This is a genomic window from Enterobacter sp. ECC-249 (assembly GCF_043965265.1).
GTDB lineage: Bacteria > Pseudomonadota > Gammaproteobacteria > Enterobacterales > Enterobacteriaceae > Enterobacter > Enterobacter quasiroggenkampii.
The window spans coordinates 4,456,492-4,475,395 of the sequence record NZ_CP143660.1; the positions used below are offsets into that span (position 1 = coordinate 4,456,492).

The following is an 18,904-nucleotide window of genomic DNA, read 5'->3' on the forward strand; positions in this document are numbered from 1 at the left end:
TGACTCCAGAAAGATTCACAATTTGCGCGCGATAATATCACACTTGATTTGTTACGCACGGTTCCACCAGCCACTTCTGCCAGCTGGCCGTTACCTGAGCACGTTCATGAGCAAAACTGTCCAACGCCACGTGCCCCGGTTCCTCCTGCAGCGCCAAGTGATGAAGCTCATCGCGAAGCGTCGTGTAGGCGCGGGTTAAGGCCTGCGCCTCCTGCTCGTCCATGATGTCGTTTTGCGCCAGCAGTTCCAGAATGCGCACGTTATCCGACCAGCGCGTCAGCTTCGGCTTGTCGTGGGCGTGAAGCAGCACCAGATACTGGGTAATGAACTCAATATCGGTAATCCCGCCCTCGTCGGCTTTGATATCAAAGCGATCGCGGTGTTTATTGCCGAGATGCGCGCGCATTTTCTCGCGCATCTCTCGCACTTCGGTCTGCAGCGTACTGCCATCGCGCGGGGTGGTCATGACGTCCTTACGAATGGCATCGAAATGCGTTTTGAGCTGCGGATCGCCATACACCACGCGGGCGCGCACCAGCGCCTGATGCTCCCACGTCCAGGCTTCGTTCTTCTGGTAATCGGCGAAGGATTCCGTTGAGGTGACCAGCATGCCCGCCGCGCCGGACGGACGCAGGCGTGCATCGACTTCATACAAAATGCCCGACGAGGTGCGGGTGCTGAACAGGTGCATAATGCGCTGGGCCAGGCGCAGGTAGAACTGACGCCCGTCAATCTCGCGCTCGCCGTCGGTCATCACGTCAACCGGGCAGTCGTGCAGGAAGATTAAATCTAGATCGGAGCTGTATCCCAGCTCCCAGCCGCCGAGCTTGCCGTAACCCACCACGGCAAATCCCCGTCCTTCACGATCGGCAAGGTGCTTCGGCTGGCCGTAGCGGGCCACCATCTGCACCCACGCCTGATGGACCACGGCGTCGATGATCGCCTCTGCAAGCCAGGTTAAGTGATCGCTCACTTTCATCACCGGCAGCGTTCCGGCGATGTCCGCCGCCGCCACGCGCAGCATCTGCGCCTGCTTAAACTGACGCAGCGCCTCCAGTTGTTGCTCTTCGTCCTCTTCCGGCACGCGCAGCAGATACTGACGCAACTCGTCCCGGTAGGCATCCGTCGCCGTGGGCTGATACAGCGTGTTCGGGTCGAGTAGTTCATCCAGCAGCAGCGGATAGCGCGCCAGCTTGTTCGCCACCATCGGCGACGCGGCGCAGAGCGTAATCAGGTGCTTGAGTGCTCCCGGAAACTCGCTCAAAAGCTCAAGGTACGTGGTACGCGTGATGATCCCGCTCAGCAGCGGCATCATGCGCGACAGCGGCACCGGCGCGTCCGCCCGCGAGCAGACCTCGCTCAGCAGGTGCGGCATCAGGTGATCCAGCACCTGACGGCCGCGCGGGCCGATGGCGCGTTTGTTCAGCTCAAGACGGAAATCGGCAATCAATGCCACCACGCGATGCCGCGCATCGTCGGTTAAGTGCGTAAGCACTGGCGTGGTGTCATCTTCCTGAAGCGCGTCCTGCCACAGCTCGCGCCAGTGCTCGGAAAGCGCATCGTCCTGCGATTCACTTTCGTCATCACCGATCAGCTCGTTAAAGATGCGGCGCACGCCCGCCATGTGGGCGTCCAGCCGTTCGGTCAGCGTTGACCAGTCATCCACGCGCATCCCCCAGGCCAGACGCGCCCGGTTAAGGTCATCCCCCGGCAGGGTCTGGGTCTGTTCGTCGTTGATGCTTTGCAGCAGGTTTTCCAGACGACGCAGGAACAGATAGGCCTCGCGCAGGGTTTGCGCGTCGCCGTCCGGCAGCAGGTGCAGCTGCTCGATGGCGCTCAGGGTCGGCAGCAGCGAGCGGGACTGCAGGGAAGGCTCACGACCTCCGCGAATAAGCTGGAAGACCTGAACGATAAATTCGATTTCGCGAATGCCGCCCGCGCCAAGCTTGATGTTGTCCTTCAGCCCGCGACGGCGAACCTCACGGGCGATCATCCCTTTCATATTACGCAGTGACTGGATGACGCTGAAGTCGATATAGCGACGGAACACGAACGGGCGCAGCATGGCGCGCAGCTCGTTGGCGTAGGCGTCGTCGCTGTCGCCCATGATCCGCGCTTTAACCATCGCATAGCGCTCCCAGTCGCGCCCCTGTTCCTGGTAGTAATCCTCCAGCGCGGCAAAGCTCAGCACCAGCGGTCCGCTGTCGCCAAACGGCCGCAGGCGCATGTCCACGCGGTAAACAAAACCGTCCTGCGTCGGCTGGTCCAGCGCCTTAATCAGACGCTGACCGAGACGGGTAAAGAACTGGGCGTTGTCCAGCTCGCGACGGCCGCCGCGCGTGGAGCCGTTTTCAGGCCAGGCAAAAATCAGGTCGATGTCGGAGGAGAAGTTCAGCTCGCAGCCGCCCAGCTTGCCCATCCCCAGAATCAACAGCGGCTGAGGAACCCCTTCCTCACTGCACGGCGTGCCCCACTCTTTACAGCATGCGGCATAGAGCCAGTCGCGCGCGGCGACAATCAGCGTTTGCGCCAGCTCGCTTAGCTGCTGCAGCGTGCTCTCTTCGCTCACCAGCTCCAGCGCCTGCGCCCAGGCAATGCGCACCATCATCCGACGGCGGAACTGGCGCAGGACGCGCATCAGCGTCGCCTCATCCGTTACGTCTTCGAGTGCGTTTTTCAGCCAGCCGGCATAGTGCCGCCACTCGTCCGCCTGCGGCGGTGCGTTCTCAAGCTCCGCCAGCCAGTCCGGGTAGACGGTGATGCTTTCCTGCACAAAATCACTGAAGGCGAGCACGCTTTTCGCCTGCTCGCTTAACGATGACGCCGGTAATGACTCAGGCAGACGTTCGCAAACGGTCTGCCACTGCTGCTGTAACGGTGAAGAAAGCGGCATTATAGGGGTTCCTTGCCAGAGTTAACGTTTTCCGCTGTGCAGCCAGTACGGCTCCTGCGAAATGGCCTCGTTACGGAAATGCTCGATCTCAATATGCTGACGGGTTTCGATGGCATGCTTCAGCCCCTGCCAGTTTTCAAGCCACGCCTGCGCCTGTGGGCCGTCGTAGGCACCGGAAAGGAGCAGCATGCTGTCGATGTTGCGTGAAAGACGGGGAAGCTGATCGCCATACTTATCGCCGAGCGGATACGCAAAAGTGCTCTTCAGTTCAGCGGCATGACGGGAAAGATGAATGTCCGCGAAACGCTTAAAGTTCTCCGCGATTTTGGCCTCGGCTTTCGCATCCAGGAAGGCGCGCCAGCCGCGCGTGACCAGAAACTCGGTCAGCGCCAGTTTTGCCGAAGCGGCTTGCGGGCTGTAGATCGCCGTTTGCGCCGAGACGTCGGAGAGCATCAGCGTTTCGGTCTGCGTCAGCAGGTCACGTAAGTGAGCGCTCGCTTTACGAGGAACGATACCGCCGAACAGCGCCAGGGTATGGCGCACCAGGGCAATCGCCGCGAGAACGTGGGATTTGGCGTTTTTCACATTTCGCACCCACAGCTCTTCGTGGTACTGCCACTGCGAAAGCGCCAGCTCCAGCGCGGCTTCCAGCCCCTGCTCAACGCTGGCTTTCGGCGCAACGCGCAAAATGGTCGTCTCTTTCAGGACGCGCGGCGCATTCCCGGCGGCCAGATGGTAACCCCGCGCGGCTTTACTCAGGCTTCCCTGACGCAGCCCGGACTGGTTCACCAGCTTGCGCGCCAGCTTCAGCACGTCATTTGCGTCTCCTTCCAGCAGCTCAAGCTCCAGTTCGCAAATCGGCTCCTGGAACTCACCCGCCTTCACCTCTCCCAGATCGAGGGCGATTTCGATGCGGCTTTTACCTTCCGTCACCAGCCATTTTTCGCGCCAGAAATCGGTGCTGAACAGCGGCTGCACCTGTTCCGCCAGCGTGGAAGGCAGCTCGCCTTCCGGCCAGACTTCCGCCGGGAAGCGTTCCAGCTCAAGTTCTGGCTTGCTGATGTCGATATTGTATTCCGGGCGCTGATGTAACCCGCCGACCACGCGACCGGCAATTTTCATCGTCATCTCGTAGCGACCGCTCGCACCGCGGATACGCAGCCCCATATCGTGGCGGCGCAGCCAGTTGTCTGGCGTTTCGTAATAGATATTAAGCAGTTGTACCGGTGCATGGTGTTCGCCGGAAAGCGTATGCAGATGCTGGCGGAGTGCGTCAACGCTGTCTTTTTCGACGATAAACTTTAATTCGATTTCTTGTGCCATAGCCTTGTACTTTTGCGTGCGTCACAGACGCGTCAATGAGGGCGAACTTCCTCGCCATTTGTTTGTCAGTACATAGTATTTTGCGCCAAATTGCCATGCAATGAGCAATTTGTCGGGCGTAAATGTGTAGAGTCGTGACACAGATGATTCTGATTGCTGACGAATGCTTTGCGTAGAGACACTGTTGCCACTACTATCGTTCCACTATTTATGAAAATAACGACTAATGATGCTTAAATTACGCCTGATTGGACTTACTTTACTCGCTTTTAGCGCCGCAACCGCAGTGCACGCTGAAGAGAAGCGTTACGTTTCTGACGAACTGAACACCTGGGTACGCAGTGGCCCCGGAGATAATTATCGCCTCGTGGGCACGGTAAATGCCGGCGAGGAAGTCACCCTGTTACAGACCAACGCGGACACCAACTACGGTCAGGTTCGCGACAGTACCGGTCGTACTTCCTGGATCCCGCTGAAAGAGCTGAGCACCGTGCCAAGCCTGCGCACGCGCGTGCCGGATCTGGAAAACCAGGTGAAGACCCTGACCGACAAGCTGAACAACATTGATGGCACCTGGAACCAGCGTACAGCTGAAATGCAGCAGAAAGTGGCGCAAAGCGACGGTGTGATTAACGGTCTCAAAGAAGAGAACCAGAAGCTGAAAAACGAGCTGATTGTCGCGCAGAAGAAAGTGAATGCCGCCAATCTGCAGCTCGACGACAAACAGCGCACCATTATCATGCAGTGGTTTATGTATGGCGGCGGCGTGCTGGGCGTGGGCCTGGTACTGGGTCTGGTTCTGCCGCATCTGATCCCAAGCCGTAAGCGCAAAGATCGCTGGATGAACTAATTCGTCTTCTCTGCCAGACTTACGTATCATTCTGGAAAAGAGAAAACGGGAGAGTTGGGCGTGAAGAGTTATCTTGTCGGTGGTGCGGTACGTGATGCGTTGTTAGGTCTGCCGGTCAAAGATAAAGACTGGGTGGTGGTTGGCGCCACCCCTGAAGAGATGCTCGACGCGGGCTACCAGCAGGTAGGCCGCGATTTTCCCGTGTTCCTCCACCCGAAAAGTCGTGAAGAGTATGCCCTGGCGCGTACCGAGCGGAAATCGGGCTCGGGCTATACGGGCTTCACCTGCTATGCCGCGCCGGACGTGACGCTGGAGCAAGATCTCCTGCGACGCGATCTTACCATCAATGCGCTGGCGCAGGACGAACACGGTCAGATTGTTGACGCTTATGGCGGTCAGGACGATCTGCGCAACCGTCTTTTACGTCACGTCTCCCCGGCGTTTTCTGAAGATCCGCTCCGCGTGCTCCGCGTGGCGCGCTTTGCCGCGCGTTACGCCCATCTTAGTTTCCGTATTGCCGATGAGACAATGGCGCTGATGACCGCCATGACCGAGGCGGGCGAGCTTGAACACCTGACGCCAGAGCGCGTCTGGAAAGAGACGGAAAATGCTCTCACCACGCGCAACCCGCAGGTCTTTTTCCAGGTCCTGCGCGACTGCGGCGCGCTGAAGGTGCTGTTCCCGGAAATAGACGCGCTGTTTGGCGTACCTGCCCCGGCAAAATGGCACCCGGAAATTGATACCGGCGTACACACGCTGATGACCCTGAGCATGGCGGCCATGCTCAGCCCTGACGTGGACGTGCGCTTTTCCACCCTGTGCCACGATCTCGGCAAAGGCTTAACGCCAAAAGAGCTCTGGCCTCGCCACCACGGACACGGTCCGGCAGGGGTGAAACTGGTCGAGGGGCTGTGCCAGCGTCTGCGCGTGCCGAACGAGATCCGCGATCTGGCGAAACTGGTGGCAGAGTTCCACGATCTGATCCATACCTTCCCCATCCTGAAACCGGCCACCATCGTTAAGCTTTTCGATAATATCGACGCCTGGCGCAAACCCCAGCGCGTGGAGCAAATCGCGCTGACCAGCGAAGCTGACGTTCGCGGGCGTACCGGGTTTGAAGCATGCGACTACCCGCAGGGACGTTTACTGCGTAAAGCCTGGGAGGTGGCGAAAGCGGTGCCGACGAAGGACGTCGTCGAGGCGGGATTCAAAGGACCGGAAATTCGCGAAGAACTCACGAAACGGCGAATTCAGGCGGTGTCTGACTGGAAGGAAAAGCATTGCCCTCAGCCAAAAGACTGAGGGCAATCGGTCAGAAGAAGACCACGTATACCGCAGCGGCAACGATGAAGCGATAGATCGCGAACGGAATAAACGAGATACGCTTAATCAGCTGCAGGAAGGTTTTGATGGCAATCAGCGCCACGATAAACGCGGTTATGAAGCCAACGGCGAACATCGGAATGTCGCCAGCCGTCAGGAAGTGATAGCTCTTATAGACGTCAAGTACGGTGGCGCCCATCATCATCGGCACCGCCAGCAGGAACGAGAACTCTGACGCGGCATAACGGCTTACGCCCATCAGCATCCCGCCGGAGATGGTAGCGCCTGAACGCGAGAAGCCCGGCCACAGCGCCAGACACTGGAAGCAGCCAATGATAAACGCCTGACGATACGTCATATCGTCCAGCCCTTCCGCGCGCGGCGTTTTTGGCTTCAGCACTTCCGCGGCGATCAGCAGGAAACCGCCCACCACCAGCGCGTACATCACGTTAATCGGGTTAAACAGCGATTTGATGGCGTCGTGGAAAACCAGCCCCAGCACCACCGCCGGGACCATCCCGAGCAGAATATGGATCAGTGACAGACGACCTTTACCGGCCCCTTCGTGCTGAGGCGGACGGCCAAAATGGATACCGATCAGGCCAAACAGGCGACGCCAGAACATCACGACCACCGCCAGAATCGAACCCAGCTGGATAACCACTTCGAACGTTTTTGCGGTATCGCCTTCAAAGCCCAGCAGATGACCAACGATAATCATATGACCAGTACTGGAAACCGGTAAAAACTCCGTCAATCCTTCGACCACACCCAGTATTGCCGCCACCAGCAGCGAGTGCATATCGCTCATCTATAAACCCCTAAAAAGATATAAAAAAACGGTGCCCCATACGGACAACCGATAAGATACAGTCCTGAGACCGGTATAACCTAAATTGGTTTAGCTATTATGACGTTAAATCTTTCCTTTCAGATTTGTGCCACGCTCGATAATGACGCCAACGTTGGCGGCTCGCGCCACCGCGCCCGGCTTGCTCAGCTTGATGCGCACCCACGGTGAGTTAAATTTTTTCAGCAGCAGTTCTGCGACTTCTTCCGCCACCCGTTCGACCAGCGCAAAACGTTGCCCTTCAACGTGGGCGATGACCGTTTCACTGATATCGGCATAGCTCAGACAGTCGTTCACGTCATCGCTTTTTGCCGACTTACGGTTATCCCATCCCATTTCGATATCGAACACCAGTTTCTGCTCGATGGTCTGTTCCCAGTCGTAAACACCAATTGTGGTGATTACCGAAAGTTGCTCTATAAATACAATATCCATCACGACCTGCCTGCTTTTTGGCTAAACCGGATACCACTTCCGGCGAATTATGCGTATTATCCACAGATGCTGAGAATACAGATACATTTTCAAAACGGAACAGCGTTATGAGTGCAATCGCGCCTGGAATGATCCTCCTCGCCTATCTTTGCGGCTCAATCTCCAGCGCCATTCTGGTCTGCCGCATCGCCGGGTTACCTGACCCGCGTGAAAATGGTTCCGGGAATCCGGGGGCGACCAACGTACTACGAATTGGCGGCAAGGGAGCAGCCGTAGCGGTTTTGATTTTTGATGTTCTGAAAGGGATGCTACCCGTCTGGGGCGCGTATGCGCTGGGCGTCACGCCATTCTGGCTGGGGCTCATTGCTATTGCTGCCTGTGTCGGACACATCTGGCCCGTATTCTTCGGTTTTAAAGGCGGCAAAGGTGTGGCGACCGCCTTTGGTGCCATTGCGCCTATCGGCTGGGACCTAACCGGCGTGATGGCCGGGACCTGGCTGCTGACCATTCTGCTGAGCGGCTATTCATCGCTGGGCGCCATCGTCAGCGCGCTGATCGCCCCATTCTACGTCTGGTGGTTTAAACCCCAGTTTACCTTCCCGGTGTCGATGCTCTCCTGCCTTATCCTGCTGCGTCATCACGATAATATTCAGCGCCTGTGGCGTCGTCAGGAGACAAAAATCTGGACGAAGCTCAAGAGGAAGAAAAAAGACGCCCCGTAAGGTTAGTTATGCCTTATAGCCAAATGTGATTTTGGTCACCTTCTGCCTGTGGTAACTGTTAATGACACAACACAACCACACAAGAAGAAAATGGCAGAAATCACAGAAACAACTCCCCTTTCAACGGCAGGAAAACACACCGATGGCGACATCCAGTGGGTGCGCAGCGCCTCGGATGTATCACGCCTCGTTAATGACGGTTCTCAGGGTCGGGCCAACGCCCGTATCGTGGTTGGGATCGCGCTGGGCGGGATTTTCCTTGATGCCTACGATCTGGGCGCGCTGGCCTTCGGCATTAAAGACATCACCCGCGAATTTAACCTGACGCCCGCCGGTACCGGCATGGTGGCGTCGGCGATTACCTTTGGTGCCATTGTCGGGGCGCTGCTCGGCGGTTATCTCACGGATAAAATCGGGCGCTATCGCGTCTTTATGGCTGATATGGTGTTCTTCGTCGTAGCGGCTATCGCCTGTGCGCTGGCCCCGAACGAATATGTGCTGGCGGGTGCCCGCTTTGTCATGGGGCTTGGCGTCGGGATCGATCTTCCCGTGGCGATGGCGTTTTTAAGCGAGTTCGCCAGGCTGAAAGGGCCAGGAAATAAGGCTTCCAGCGTTGCGATGTGGTGCCCCACCTGGTATGCCGCCATCAGCATCTCCTACCTGCTGGTGCTTTTCTTCTACGCCGTGCTGCCGGAAAGCCACAGCGACTGGCTGTGGCGTCTGATTCTCGGCTTTGGCGCAGTGCCCGCGCTGGTGATTATCGCCATCCGCAGCCGCTATATGAGCGAATCTCCGGTCTGGGCGGCGAATCAGGGCAACCTGAAAGAGGCGGCGTCCATTTTACGCCAGTCGTACAACATCAATGCCCACGTGCCGCAGGATGCGCTGAGCCAGCCAGCCCCCGTCGTGAATAAAGCGAAATGGTCAAATTATCTGAACCTGTTCCGGGGCATCTACTTACGCCGCACGACGCTCGCCACGCTGCTATCTGTCGTCTCTTCCTTCGCCTATAACGCCGTGGCGTTTGGCCTGCCGGTGATCATCTCCAGCTTCTTTGTCCAGTCGATGCTGACCACCATCCTGATTTCTCTGGCGCTTAACCTGCTGTTTGCCTTCGTTGGCGGACTGCTGGCGGTACGCTACGTGCCGCGCTTCGGCGCCTGGCGGATGTCGCTTGCGGGTTACGCCTGCCAGCTGGTTGCGCTGCTGGGCCTGGGGCTGATTGGTCGACCGGAAGGTGCCTCTGAAGGGGTGCTTGCCGTGGCGATGCTGGCGCTGTTCCTGTTCGGTCAGGGCTTTGGCCCGGGCGCGCATACCATGACGTTTGCCTCGCTGAGCTACCCCACCTCGCTGCGCGGCGTGGGCGTAGGTCTCAACCAGACGCTGATGCGCAGCAGCTCCACGCTGTCGCTGTTCCTGTTTCCGCTGCTGGTCGCGTCTCTCGACACCGCCGTGTTCTGGGTGATTGCGCTGGCGCCGTTTATCGGTCTGGCCTCGCTGCTGGCAATCCGCTGGGAGCCGTCCGGGTATGATGTGGATGCGGAGGACTACCGGTAACGACGCATTACTTCGGTGGGCTCACCCCACCGAAGGGTTCTTACAAATCATCCAGAAGCGTTCGGGAGAGTTTTTTCAGCATCTCAAGCTCTTCATCATTCATCCGCATGCTACAGCGAATCTGATCCGGCAAAGCCATCACCCGTTTCTTCAGTTCTTTTGCCTTGTCGGTCAGTACGACATTTTTCATCCTTTCATCACCCACAACAGCGATACGGTTGAGAAATCCTTTTGCCTCCAGCTTTTGTACAAGCGGAGTCAATGTGCCCGAATCAAAAAACGTCTTTTCGCTGAGATCGCGAAGTGGAATGTTGTCTTTCTCATAAAGCGCCATCAAAACAACGAATTGCGGATAGGTCAGATCCAACTCTTGTAGTAAGGGGCGATACTGGCGAACGAACGCATTGGTGACCGAGTACAGCGAGAAGCAAAGTAAATCATCTAGCGTTTTGTTTTCTTTCATTTTTCTATCAACTCCGAATCGGTTACCTAAAAAAAATTATAAATAATGTTTGACTAAAAGTATCTTGCGCGCAAGTATTACCACCAACAACTAAGTAGTGCACTACTTAATTATCTCATCCGATCCAATACGCTTAAAGAGGCATTACCATGAAAACACTAACCGCCATCCTGGTTTCTTCCGTCTTCGCGTCAGCTGCAGCATCCGCTCAAACTACCAATACCCCAGCCCCAACCGCAGGCGTACAGGCATTTCTTAATGTTTTGAATTCCGGCAAGGGTAAGCCAATGGAACAGATGACCCCGCAGGAGGCCCGCCAGGTCCTGATCGGTGCGCAGCAAGGCGTAAAACTGCCGCCCGCTCAGGTTTCAGAAAAAACGATCCAGGTAAATGGCCAGGCGATAAAACTGAAAATAGTGAAACCTGAAAACGCTAGCGGCACGCTCCCGGCATTTATGTTCTTCCACGGCGGCGGTTGGGTCCTGGGTGACTTCCCTACCCACGAACGCTTAATCCGCGACCTCGTTCGCGCTTCGGGCGCCACAGCGGTTTACGTCGACTACACACCGTCGCCTGAAGCCCACTTCCCGGTGGCAATTAATCAGGCCTATGAAGCGACAAAATGGGTCGCCGAGCACGGCAAGGAAATTGGCGTGGACGGTAGCCGTCTGGGTCTGGTGGGTAATAGCGTGGGCGGCAATATGGTGGCTTCGGTGGCGCTGCAGGCCAAACAGTTCAATGGGCCAAAGATTCGCTACAACGTCATGCTCTGGCCGGTTACCGATGCGAATTTTGATACTGCCTCGTATAACCAGTTCGAGAACGGCTATTTCCTGTCGAAAAACATGATGAAATGGTTCTGGGATAACTACACCACCAGCGCGGCCGATCGCAACAATATCCTTGCCTCTCCGCTTCGCGCCAGCGCCGCGCAGTTGAAAGGCTTCCCCGAGACGCTGATCCAGACAGCAGAGCTGGACGTTCTGCGGGATGAAGGTGAAGCATTCGGGCGTAAGCTGGATGCGGCTGGCGTCCCGGTGACCGTCACGCGCTATAACGGCATGATCCACGATTACGGCCTGCTCAATCCACTGAGCGAAGAGCCTACGGTCAAGGTTGCCCTGGAGCAGGCTGGTTCAGCGCTGCATGAGCACCTGAAATAACAGCATCGCGATGTTTGTCAGACAGCACGTCCCCCGGGGCGTGCTTTTTTGTTTCGTCTTAACCGCCATCCATAAGCGACTCATATGACAGCCTTCATTTCTGCCAGGGCATACTGAAACGACCACGATGATGAGCAGATGGATGCAGCATGTTAGCAGCTCAGGTCACTGATAACTCGTACAAAGGCTGGCAAGCGTCGCTTGCCCTGCAGTTTTGTCACACCCCTGAGAAAACCCTCCTGCACTCCGCTCATCACGTCGGGCCGCTTACCGTTCAGCGTCCATTTTACCCTGAAGGCGAAACCTGCCACCTTTACCTGCTGCACCCGCCGGGCGGGGTTGTGGGCGGGGATTCGCTGGATATCTCCGTGCGTCTGGACGCCAAAAGCCATGCGCTTATCACCATGCCCGGCGCCAGCAAGTTCTATCGCAGCAGCGGCCCGCAGGCTCGCCTGAATCAGCACTTTTATCTCGATGATGACTCCACGCTGGAGTGGCTGCCGCAGGACACGATTATCTTCCCCGGTGCGAACGCCGCGCTGCGTTCTGTCTTCCACCTGAAGGCCTTCAGCACGCTGCTGGCGTGGGAGCTTTACTGCCTGGGACGACCGGTAATCAATGAGGCCTTCAGCCACGGCACGCTGGAGAGCCGCCTTGAGGTCTGGGTTGAGAACGAGCCGCGCCTGATTGAACGTCAGCATCTTGCCGACGGCGATCTCACGCCCGTCGCCGGGCATCCGTGGATCGGCACGCTGCTGTTCTACCCGGCCAGAGAAGAACATCTCGACGCGGCGCGTGCGCTGCTCGCCCCGCTGGATACGTTTGCGGGCGCCACGCTCGTGGACGATCTCATGTCGGTGCGCTTTCTCTCCCACGATAACCTGATCTGTCAGCGGGTGATGCGCGACGTCTGGCAGTCGCTTCGCCCGCTTCTCACCACCAAAACCGCCTGTTCGCCGCGTATCTGGCAGACATAAGAGAAACGTTATGGAACTGACCCCCAGAGAAAAAGACAAGCTGTTGCTGTTCACCGCCGCGCTGGTTGCCGAACGCCGCCTTGCGCGCGGGGTAAAGCTCAATTACCCGGAATCGGTCGCGCTGATCAGCGCCTTCATTATGGAAGGCGCGCGCGATGGCGAAACCGTCGCCTCGCTGATGGAGGCGGGCCGCCACGTCCTGAGGCGCGATCAGGTCATGGAAGGCGTGCCGGAGATGATCCCGGATATCCAGGTAGAAGCCACCTTCCCGGACGGGTCCAAGCTCGTCACCGTCCACAACCCGATCGTCTAAGGAGCGCGTGATGATCCCAGGCGAATACCAGATCCAGCCCGGCGCGATTGCGATCAACGTCGGGCGCGAAACCCAAACCGTGATTGTCGAAAATCACGGCGACAGGCCGATCCAGGTCGGATCGCACTATCACTTTTACGAGGTCAATCCGGCGCTGAAGTTTAACCGTGAGGTGACCCGAGGCTACCGGCTGAACATCCCGGCAGGCACCGCCGTGCGATTCGAGCCCGGCCAGAAGCGGGAAGTGACGCTGGTTCAGGTCACGGGTGCGCAGCGCATTGTCGGCTTTCGCGGCGAGGTAATGGGTGAGGTGAAGCATGGCTGAGATTTCGCGCCAGGCCTATGCCGATATGTTCGGCCCCACCACCGGCGATAAAGTGCGGCTGGCCGACAGCGAGTTGTGGATTGAAGTGGAAGACGATCTCACGATCTACGGCGAAGAGGTCAAATTCGGCGGCGGAAAGGTGATCCGCGACGGCATGGGTCAGGGGCAGATGACCGCAGACGACTGCGTGGATCTGGTGCTGACCAATGCGCTGATCGTCGATCACTGGGGGATCGTGAAAGCCGATATCGGCGTCAAGAACGGGCGGATCTTTGCCGTCGGTAAAGCCGGGAATCCGGACATTCAGCCCGGCGTGACGATCCCGATTGGTGCCGCAACCGAAGTCATCGCCGCCGAGGGGAAGATCGTCACCGCAGGCGGGATCGACACCCACATCCACTGGATCTGCCCGCAGCAGGCGGAAGAGGCGCTGGTCTCCGGCGTCACCACCATGATCGGCGGCGGCACCGGACCGGCGGCGGGCACCAACGCCACCACCTGCACCCCGGGGCCGTGGTATATCGCCCGCATGCTGCAGGCTGCCGATACGCTGCCGGTGAATATCGGCCTGCTCGGCAAAGGTAACGGATCCAATCCGGACGCCCTGCGCGAGCAGATTGCCGCGGGCGCCATCGGGCTTAAAATCCACGAAGACTGGGGCGCGACGCCTGCGGCGATCAACTGTTCTCTAGAGGTGGCCGAAGAGATGGACATTCAGGTGGCGCTGCACAGCGACACGCTGAACGAGTCCGGGTTTGTCGAAGATACGCTGGCCGCCATTGGCGGGCGCACCATCCACACCTTCCACACTGAAGGGGCGGGCGGTGGCCACGCGCCGGATATCATCACCGCCTGCGCACACCCGAATATTCTGCCCTCCTCCACCAACCCGACGCTGCCCTACACGGTCAATACCATCGACGAGCATCTCGACATGCTGATGGTTTGCCATCACCTCGATCCGGATATCGCCGAGGACGTGGCCTTTGCCGAATCCCGCATTCGCCGGGAAACCATCGCCGCGGAAGACGTGCTGCACGACATCGGCGCGTTCTCGCTCACGTCGTCAGACTCGCAGGCCATGGGCCGCGTTGGGGAAGTGATTATCCGCACCTGGCAGGTGGCGCACCGCATGAAGGTCCAGCGCGGTGCGCTGCCGGAAGAAACCGGCGAGAACGACAACTTCCGCGTGAAGCGCTACGTCGCCAAATACACCATTAACCCGGCACTCACCCACGGCATCGCCCATGAAGTGGGTTCGATTGAGGCGGGCAAGCTGGCGGATCTGGTGGTCTGGTCCCCGGCGTTCTTCGGCGTAAAACCCGCCACCATCGTCAAGGGTGGGATGATCGCCTGCGCGCCGATGGGAGATATCAACGCTTCAATCCCCACGCCGCAGCCGGTGCATTACCGCCCGATGTTTGGATCGCTGGGCGCCGCGCGCCACGCCACGCGGCTGACGTTTATCTCGCAGGCCGCCAGTGCGAGCGGCATCCCGCAGCAGCTCAACCTACAGAGCGCGACCGCGGTGGTGAAAGGCTGTCGGACGGTGAAAAAGGCCGACATGATCCACAACGGCCTGCAGCCGAATATCACCGTCGACTCACAAACCTACGAGGTGCGCGTCGACGGTCAACTGATAACCAGCGAACCGGCCGACGTTCTGCCGATGGCGCAACGCTATTTCCTGTTTTGAGGAGTGATGATGATTTATCTGACCCAACGCCTGGACCATGCGCATCAAACTACCGCCAGCGTCACGCTGCCGATTGACGTGCGGGTGAAAAGCCGCGCCCGCGTGGAGCTTAACGACGGCCGCGAAGCCGGGCTGATGCTTCCGCGCGGCCTGCTGCTGCGCGGGGGCGACCTGCTGACCACCGACGACGGCAGCGAAGTGATCGAAGTGATCGCCGCTCCGGAGTCCGTCTCCGTGGTGCGATGCGCCGATCCGTTCCTGCTCGCCCGCGCCTGCTACCACCTGGGCAACCGCCACGTGCCGCTGCAGATCATGCCCGGCGAGCTGCGCTATCACCACGACCACGTTCTCAACGACATGCTGCGCCAGTTCGGGCTGGAGGTGACCTACGCCAGCCTGCCGTTTGAACCGGAAGCGGGCGCGTATGCCAGCGATGCCCACGGCCATAGCCATAGCCATAGCCATAGCCATAGCCATAGCCATAGCCATAGCCATTCTCACGCTCATTCACATTAAGGATCAATCATGCGCAAGTATTTACCGCTGTTACTGCTGGCTTTTTCCGTTCCCGCGCTCGCGCATCCCGGCCATGGCGCCGACAGCTTTCAGGCCGGATTTCTCCACCCGCTGACCGGGCTCGATCACCTGCTGATGCTCACCGGTGCGGGCGTGCTCTCGGCGCTTAGCGGCCGCAAGCTCCTGCTGCCGTTTGCGACCCTCGGGATGATGCTTGTCGGCGCCATTGCGGGCAGCCTGCTCGGCGGCTTCAGCGGCATGGAGATGCTGATTATCGCCTCGCTGGCGGTCAGCGGCGTGATGATGTTTAAAACCGAAAATCGTCTGCTGCTGGCGGTACCTGCTCTGGCGATGTTTCACGGCTGGGCGCACGGCGTGGAGATGTCCGGCCACAGCTTCTGGCTCTTCACCAGCGGGTTTATGTTCGCCAGCGCCACGGTGTTGTGCGCCAGCTTTGCCGCAGGATTGCTGCTGCGCCGTCACGACGGGCTGCGTAAAACCTTCGGCGGCGGGCTGATCGTCTCCGCCCTGCTGGCGCTGATGAGCTAATGGAGCACGCCCGCCAGCGGCTGCGCCTGATGCAGCTCTCCAGCAGCAGCCTGCCGGTCGGGTCGTTTACCTGGTCGCAGGGGCTGGAGTGGGCCGTTGAGGCGGGCTGGGTCACGGACGCCGACGCCTTTAAACGCTGGCAGTTCCAGCAGATGGAACAGAGTTTTTTCTGCGTCGATCTGCCGCTGTTTGATCGCCTTTGCCGGGCCTGCGATCGGAACGATCTGGCGACGGCCAAACGCTGGACGGCATACCTGCTCGCCTGCCGGGAGACGCGCGAGCTGCGCGAAGAAGAACGCAACCGCGGGGCGGCGTTTACGCGCCTGATTAAAAGCTGGGAGCCGGACTGCCCGGCAGAATGGCTGGCGCTGTGCAGGCAAAGCCAGCTCTGCGGCATGGCGTGGCTCGGCGTGCGCTGGGGCATTGACGTGCGTGAGCTGGCCCTGAGCCTGGGATACAGCTGGATTGAGAGCGCGGTCATGGCGGGCGTTAAGCTGGTGCCGTTTGGGCAGCAGGCCGCGCAGCAGCTGATTATCGAACTGAGCGACCATTTTGCCGCCGGGCTTGAACAGGCCTTTTTACGTCGCGACGACGCGCTGGGCGCAGCAACGCCGCTGTCCGCCATCGCCTCCGCGCGCCACGAAACCCAATATTCACGACTATTCCGTTCCTGAGGAGTCAACATGGCTGATTACAAACATCCCCTGCGCGTGGGCGTGGGTGGCCCGGTAGGGTCGGGCAAAACCGCGCTGCTGGAAGCGCTTTGCAAGGCGATGCGCGACACGTATCACCTGGCGGTGGTAACCAACGATATCTACACCAAAGAGGATCAGCGCATCCTGACCGAAGCGGGCGCGCTGGCGCCGGAGCGCATCGTGGGCGTGGAGACAGGCGGCTGCCCGCATACCGCCATCCGCGAAGACGCCTCGATGAACCTGGCGGCGGTGGAAGCGTTAAGCGAGAAGTTCGGCAATCTGGATCTGATCTTCGTGGAAAGCGGCGGGGACAACCTGAGCGCGACCTTCAGCCCGGAGCTGGCGGATCTGACCATCTACGTGATCGACGTCGCCGAAGGGGAAAAAATTCCGCGCAAGGGCGGGCCGGGGATCACCAAATCCGATTTTCTGGTGATCAACAAAACCGATCTCGCACCGTACGTCGGTGCGTCGCTGGAGGTGATGGAGCGCGACACCAACCGCATGCGCGGCGAGCGTCCATGGACTTTTACCAACCTGAAGGCGGGTGACGGTTTAGCGACGATTATTGCGTTTCTGGAAGAGAAAGGGATGCTGCGGGTGTAGTTCGGTTTGTTGCCGGGTGGCGGCTTCGCCTGACCCGGCCTACGGTTTTGTAGGCCCGGTCAGGCGAAGCCGCCACCGGGCAAAAACTCACGCCTCCGGCAGTTCCGCCAGCGGCCAGCGCGGACGTACGGACACGCTCAGGTCGGACGTTGCGCCAGCGTTCAGGCGCACCATACCCGCATAAGCGATCATCGCCCCGTTATCGGTACAGAATTCCGGACGCGCGTAGAACACTTCCCCGCGACGCTTTTGCATCATCTCGGCGAGCTTCGCGCGCAGCGTGCGGTTGGCGCTGACGCCGCCCGCCATCACCAGACGCTTAAAGCCGGTCTGTTCCAGCGCGCGCTTGCACTTGATCATCAGCGTATCCACCACCGCATCTTCAAACGCGCGGGCGATATCGGCGCGGGTCTGCTCGCTGTCGTCGTTATTGCGAATCGTGTTGGCCGCGAAGGTTTTCAGCCCGGAGAAGCTGAAGTCCAGCCCCGGACGGTCGGTCATCGGACGCGGGAAGACAAAGCGCCCTTCCGTTCCCTGCGCCGCCATTTTGGACAGCATCGGGCCGCCAGGGTAATCGAGTCCCAGCAGCTTGGCGGTTTTGTCGAACGCTTCACCGGCGGCGTCGTCGATTGACTCGCCCAGCAGCTCGTACTTGCCAATGCCCGTTACGCTAATCAGCTGCGTATGGCCGCCGGAGACCAGCAGCGCCACAAACGGGAATTCAGGCGGATTTTCTTCCAGCATCGGCGCCAGAAGGTGCCCTTCCATATGGTGAACCGGGATGGCCGGCACGTCCCACGCGAAGGCCAGCGAACGGCCAACCGTCGCGCCAACCAGCAGCGCGCCGACCAGGCCCGGGCCTGCGGTATACGCTACTGCATCAATCTCTTTTGCCGTTAACCCCGCCTCTTTCAGCGCCGCCTGAATCAGGGGAACCGTTTTACGCACGTGGTCACGAGAGGCCAGTTCAGGTACGACGCCGCCGTAGTCAGCGTGCAATTTCACCTGACTATACAGCTGGTTGGCCAGAAGCCCTTTTTCGTCGTCGTAAATGGCGATGCCGGTTTCATCGCAGGATGTTTCAATACCCAGTACACGCATGACTTGTTTTACCTCATTTCAATACCGCGCAGTGTAGAGCCTGGGCGGGTTGATGTAAAACTTTGTTCGCCCCAGGAAGAAGGCTCGTGTATACTCCTCACCCTTATTAAAGTCCCTTTCAAAATCGCATCGGTGCTTTACAAAGCAGCAGCATTTGCAGTAAAATTCCGCACCATTTTGAAATAAGCTGGCGTTGATGCCAGCGGCAAACCGAATTTATTAAAGGTGAGAGTTACATGCCGGTAATTAAAGTACGTGAAAACGAGCCGTTCGACGTAGCACTGCGTCGCTTCAAACGTTCATGCGAGAAAGCAGGTGTTCTGGCTGAAGTTCGTCGTCGTGAGTTTTATGAAAAACCAACGACCGAACGTAAGCGCGCTAAAGCTTCCGCTGTGAAACGTCACGCGAAGAAACTGGCTCGCGAAAACGCACGCCGTACTCGTCTGTACTAATTGGTTGAGGGCCTCAGCCCTCAATTGACAGACAGAGTAATAGTCGTAAGGCCGTGCTTCCGGAAGGAATGCGCGGCTTGTTTTCGTTTATAAGT

20 protein-coding genes are annotated in these 18,904 nt (G+C 58.7%); 14 read left to right on the top strand and 6 right to left on the bottom strand.

Annotated features, from left to right (window positions below; genetic code table 11):
* Window positions 1-37: 37 nt before the first annotated feature.
* On the bottom strand, window positions 38-2,893 hold the full coding sequence (gene glnE, locus V1587_RS21165; RefSeq protein WP_371897785.1) for a bifunctional [glutamate--ammonia ligase]-adenylyl-L-tyrosine phosphorylase/[glutamate--ammonia-ligase] adenylyltransferase: 2,856 nt from the start codon (window positions 2,891-2,893) through the stop codon (window positions 38-40).
* A gap of 21 nt (window positions 2,894-2,914) precedes the next feature.
* Window positions 2,915-4,216 (bottom strand): inorganic triphosphatase, encoded by a 1,302-nt coding sequence (locus V1587_RS21170; protein WP_395314479.1) that lies wholly within the window; start codon window positions 4,214-4,216, stop codon window positions 2,915-2,917.
* A 229-nt stretch (window positions 4,217-4,445) separates the two neighbouring features.
* Between V1587_RS21170 and V1587_RS21175 the strand changes: the two genes are divergently transcribed.
* Both V1587_RS21175 and V1587_RS21180 read left to right on the top strand, forming a co-directional pair.
* Complete coding sequence (locus V1587_RS21175; protein ID WP_024906484.1) at window positions 4,446-5,066, top strand: TIGR04211 family SH3 domain-containing protein; 621 nt, start codon at window positions 4,446-4,448, stop codon at window positions 5,064-5,066.
* A 60-nt stretch (window positions 5,067-5,126) separates the two neighbouring features.
* Window positions 5,127-6,368 carry a multifunctional CCA addition/repair protein gene (locus V1587_RS21180; protein WP_371897783.1) on the top strand — a complete coding sequence of 414 codons (1,242 nt, stop codon included), beginning with the start codon at window positions 5,127-5,129 and terminating at the stop codon, window positions 6,366-6,368.
* Window positions 6,369-6,378: 10 nt separating this feature from the next.
* Here the strand turns inward: V1587_RS21180 and bacA are convergent, their stop codons facing one another.
* Both bacA and folB read right to left on the bottom strand, forming a co-directional pair.
* Window positions 6,379-7,200: an undecaprenyl-diphosphate phosphatase gene (bacA, locus tag V1587_RS21185; protein ID WP_134348713.1), complete on the bottom strand. Its 822-nt coding sequence runs from the start codon at window positions 7,198-7,200 to the stop codon at window positions 6,379-6,381.
* Between the two features lie 105 nt (window positions 7,201-7,305).
* Window positions 7,306-7,674, bottom strand: coding sequence for a bifunctional dihydroneopterin aldolase/7,8-dihydroneopterin epimerase (gene folB, locus V1587_RS21190; RefSeq protein WP_023309215.1), 369 nt, complete (start codon window positions 7,672-7,674; stop codon window positions 7,306-7,308).
* Window positions 7,675-7,781: 107 nt separating this feature from the next.
* Between folB and plsY the strand changes: the two genes are divergently transcribed.
* Complete coding sequence (gene plsY / locus V1587_RS21195; RefSeq protein ID WP_111963295.1) at window positions 7,782-8,396, top strand: glycerol-3-phosphate 1-O-acyltransferase PlsY; 615 nt, start codon at window positions 7,782-7,784, stop codon at window positions 8,394-8,396.
* A 90-nt stretch (window positions 8,397-8,486) separates the two neighbouring features.
* Complete coding sequence (locus tag V1587_RS21200) at window positions 8,487-9,953, top strand: MFS transporter (protein WP_371897782.1); 1,467 nt, start codon at window positions 8,487-8,489, stop codon at window positions 9,951-9,953.
* 40 nt (window positions 9,954-9,993) lie between these two features.
* Here V1587_RS21200 and V1587_RS21205 read toward each other — a convergent pair whose 3' ends face one another.
* Window positions 9,994-10,416, bottom strand: a complete 423-nt coding sequence (locus tag V1587_RS21205; RefSeq protein WP_371897781.1) for a MarR family winged helix-turn-helix transcriptional regulator — start codon at window positions 10,414-10,416, stop codon at window positions 9,994-9,996.
* A gap of 149 nt (window positions 10,417-10,565) precedes the next feature.
* Between V1587_RS21205 and V1587_RS21210 the strand changes: the two genes are divergently transcribed.
* The 9 genes from V1587_RS21210 to ureG all read left to right on the top strand — a co-directional run bounded on the left by V1587_RS21210 (window position 10,566) and on the right by ureG (window position 17,256).
* Window positions 10,566-11,579, top strand: coding sequence for an alpha/beta hydrolase (locus tag V1587_RS21210; RefSeq protein ID WP_371897780.1), 1,014 nt, complete (start codon window positions 10,566-10,568; stop codon window positions 11,577-11,579).
* 149 nt (window positions 11,580-11,728) lie between these two features.
* Window positions 11,729-12,556 carry an urease accessory protein UreD gene (locus V1587_RS21215; RefSeq protein WP_371897779.1) on the top strand — a complete coding sequence of 276 codons (828 nt, stop codon included), beginning with the start codon at window positions 11,729-11,731 and terminating at the stop codon, window positions 12,554-12,556.
* Window positions 12,557-12,566: 10 nt separating this feature from the next.
* Window positions 12,567-12,869 (top strand): urease subunit gamma, encoded by a 303-nt coding sequence (locus tag V1587_RS21220; protein WP_006811999.1) that lies wholly within the window; start codon window positions 12,567-12,569, stop codon window positions 12,867-12,869.
* A gap of 10 nt (window positions 12,870-12,879) precedes the next feature.
* Window positions 12,880-13,194, top strand: coding sequence for an urease subunit beta (locus V1587_RS21225; RefSeq protein WP_371897778.1), 315 nt, complete (start codon window positions 12,880-12,882; stop codon window positions 13,192-13,194).
* A complete protein-coding gene (ureC, locus tag V1587_RS21230; protein WP_371897777.1) occupies window positions 13,187-14,890 on the top strand; it encodes an urease subunit alpha in 1,704 nt (567 codons plus the stop codon). The genes V1587_RS21225 and ureC overlap by 8 nt, the downstream gene beginning before the upstream one ends.
* 9 nt (window positions 14,891-14,899) lie before the next feature.
* Entirely contained in the window at window positions 14,900-15,406 is a 507-nt protein-coding gene (gene ureE, locus V1587_RS21235) for an urease accessory protein UreE (RefSeq protein ID WP_395314595.1), read from the top strand.
* 9 nt (window positions 15,407-15,415) lie between these two features.
* A complete protein-coding gene (locus tag V1587_RS21240; RefSeq protein ID WP_248207125.1) occupies window positions 15,416-15,955 on the top strand; it encodes a HupE/UreJ family protein in 540 nt (179 codons plus the stop codon).
* Entirely contained in the window at window positions 15,955-16,629 is a 675-nt protein-coding gene (locus V1587_RS21245; protein WP_371897776.1) for an urease accessory protein UreF, read from the top strand. The genes V1587_RS21240 and V1587_RS21245 overlap by 1 nt, the downstream gene beginning before the upstream one ends.
* Before the next feature lie 9 nt (window positions 16,630-16,638).
* Complete coding sequence (gene ureG / locus V1587_RS21250; RefSeq protein WP_024906473.1) at window positions 16,639-17,256, top strand: urease accessory protein UreG; 618 nt, start codon at window positions 16,639-16,641, stop codon at window positions 17,254-17,256.
* An 87-nt stretch (window positions 17,257-17,343) separates the two neighbouring features.
* Here ureG and tsaD read toward each other — a convergent pair whose 3' ends face one another.
* Window positions 17,344-18,357, bottom strand: a complete 1,014-nt coding sequence (gene tsaD / locus V1587_RS21255) for a tRNA (adenosine(37)-N6)-threonylcarbamoyltransferase complex transferase subunit TsaD (RefSeq protein ID WP_133295161.1) — start codon at window positions 18,355-18,357, stop codon at window positions 17,344-17,346.
* 236 nt (window positions 18,358-18,593) lie between these two features.
* Between tsaD and rpsU the strand changes: the two genes are divergently transcribed.
* Window positions 18,594-18,809, top strand: coding sequence for a 30S ribosomal protein S21 (gene rpsU, locus V1587_RS21260; protein ID WP_001144069.1), 216 nt, complete (start codon window positions 18,594-18,596; stop codon window positions 18,807-18,809).
* Window positions 18,810-18,904: the final 95 nt, after the last annotated feature.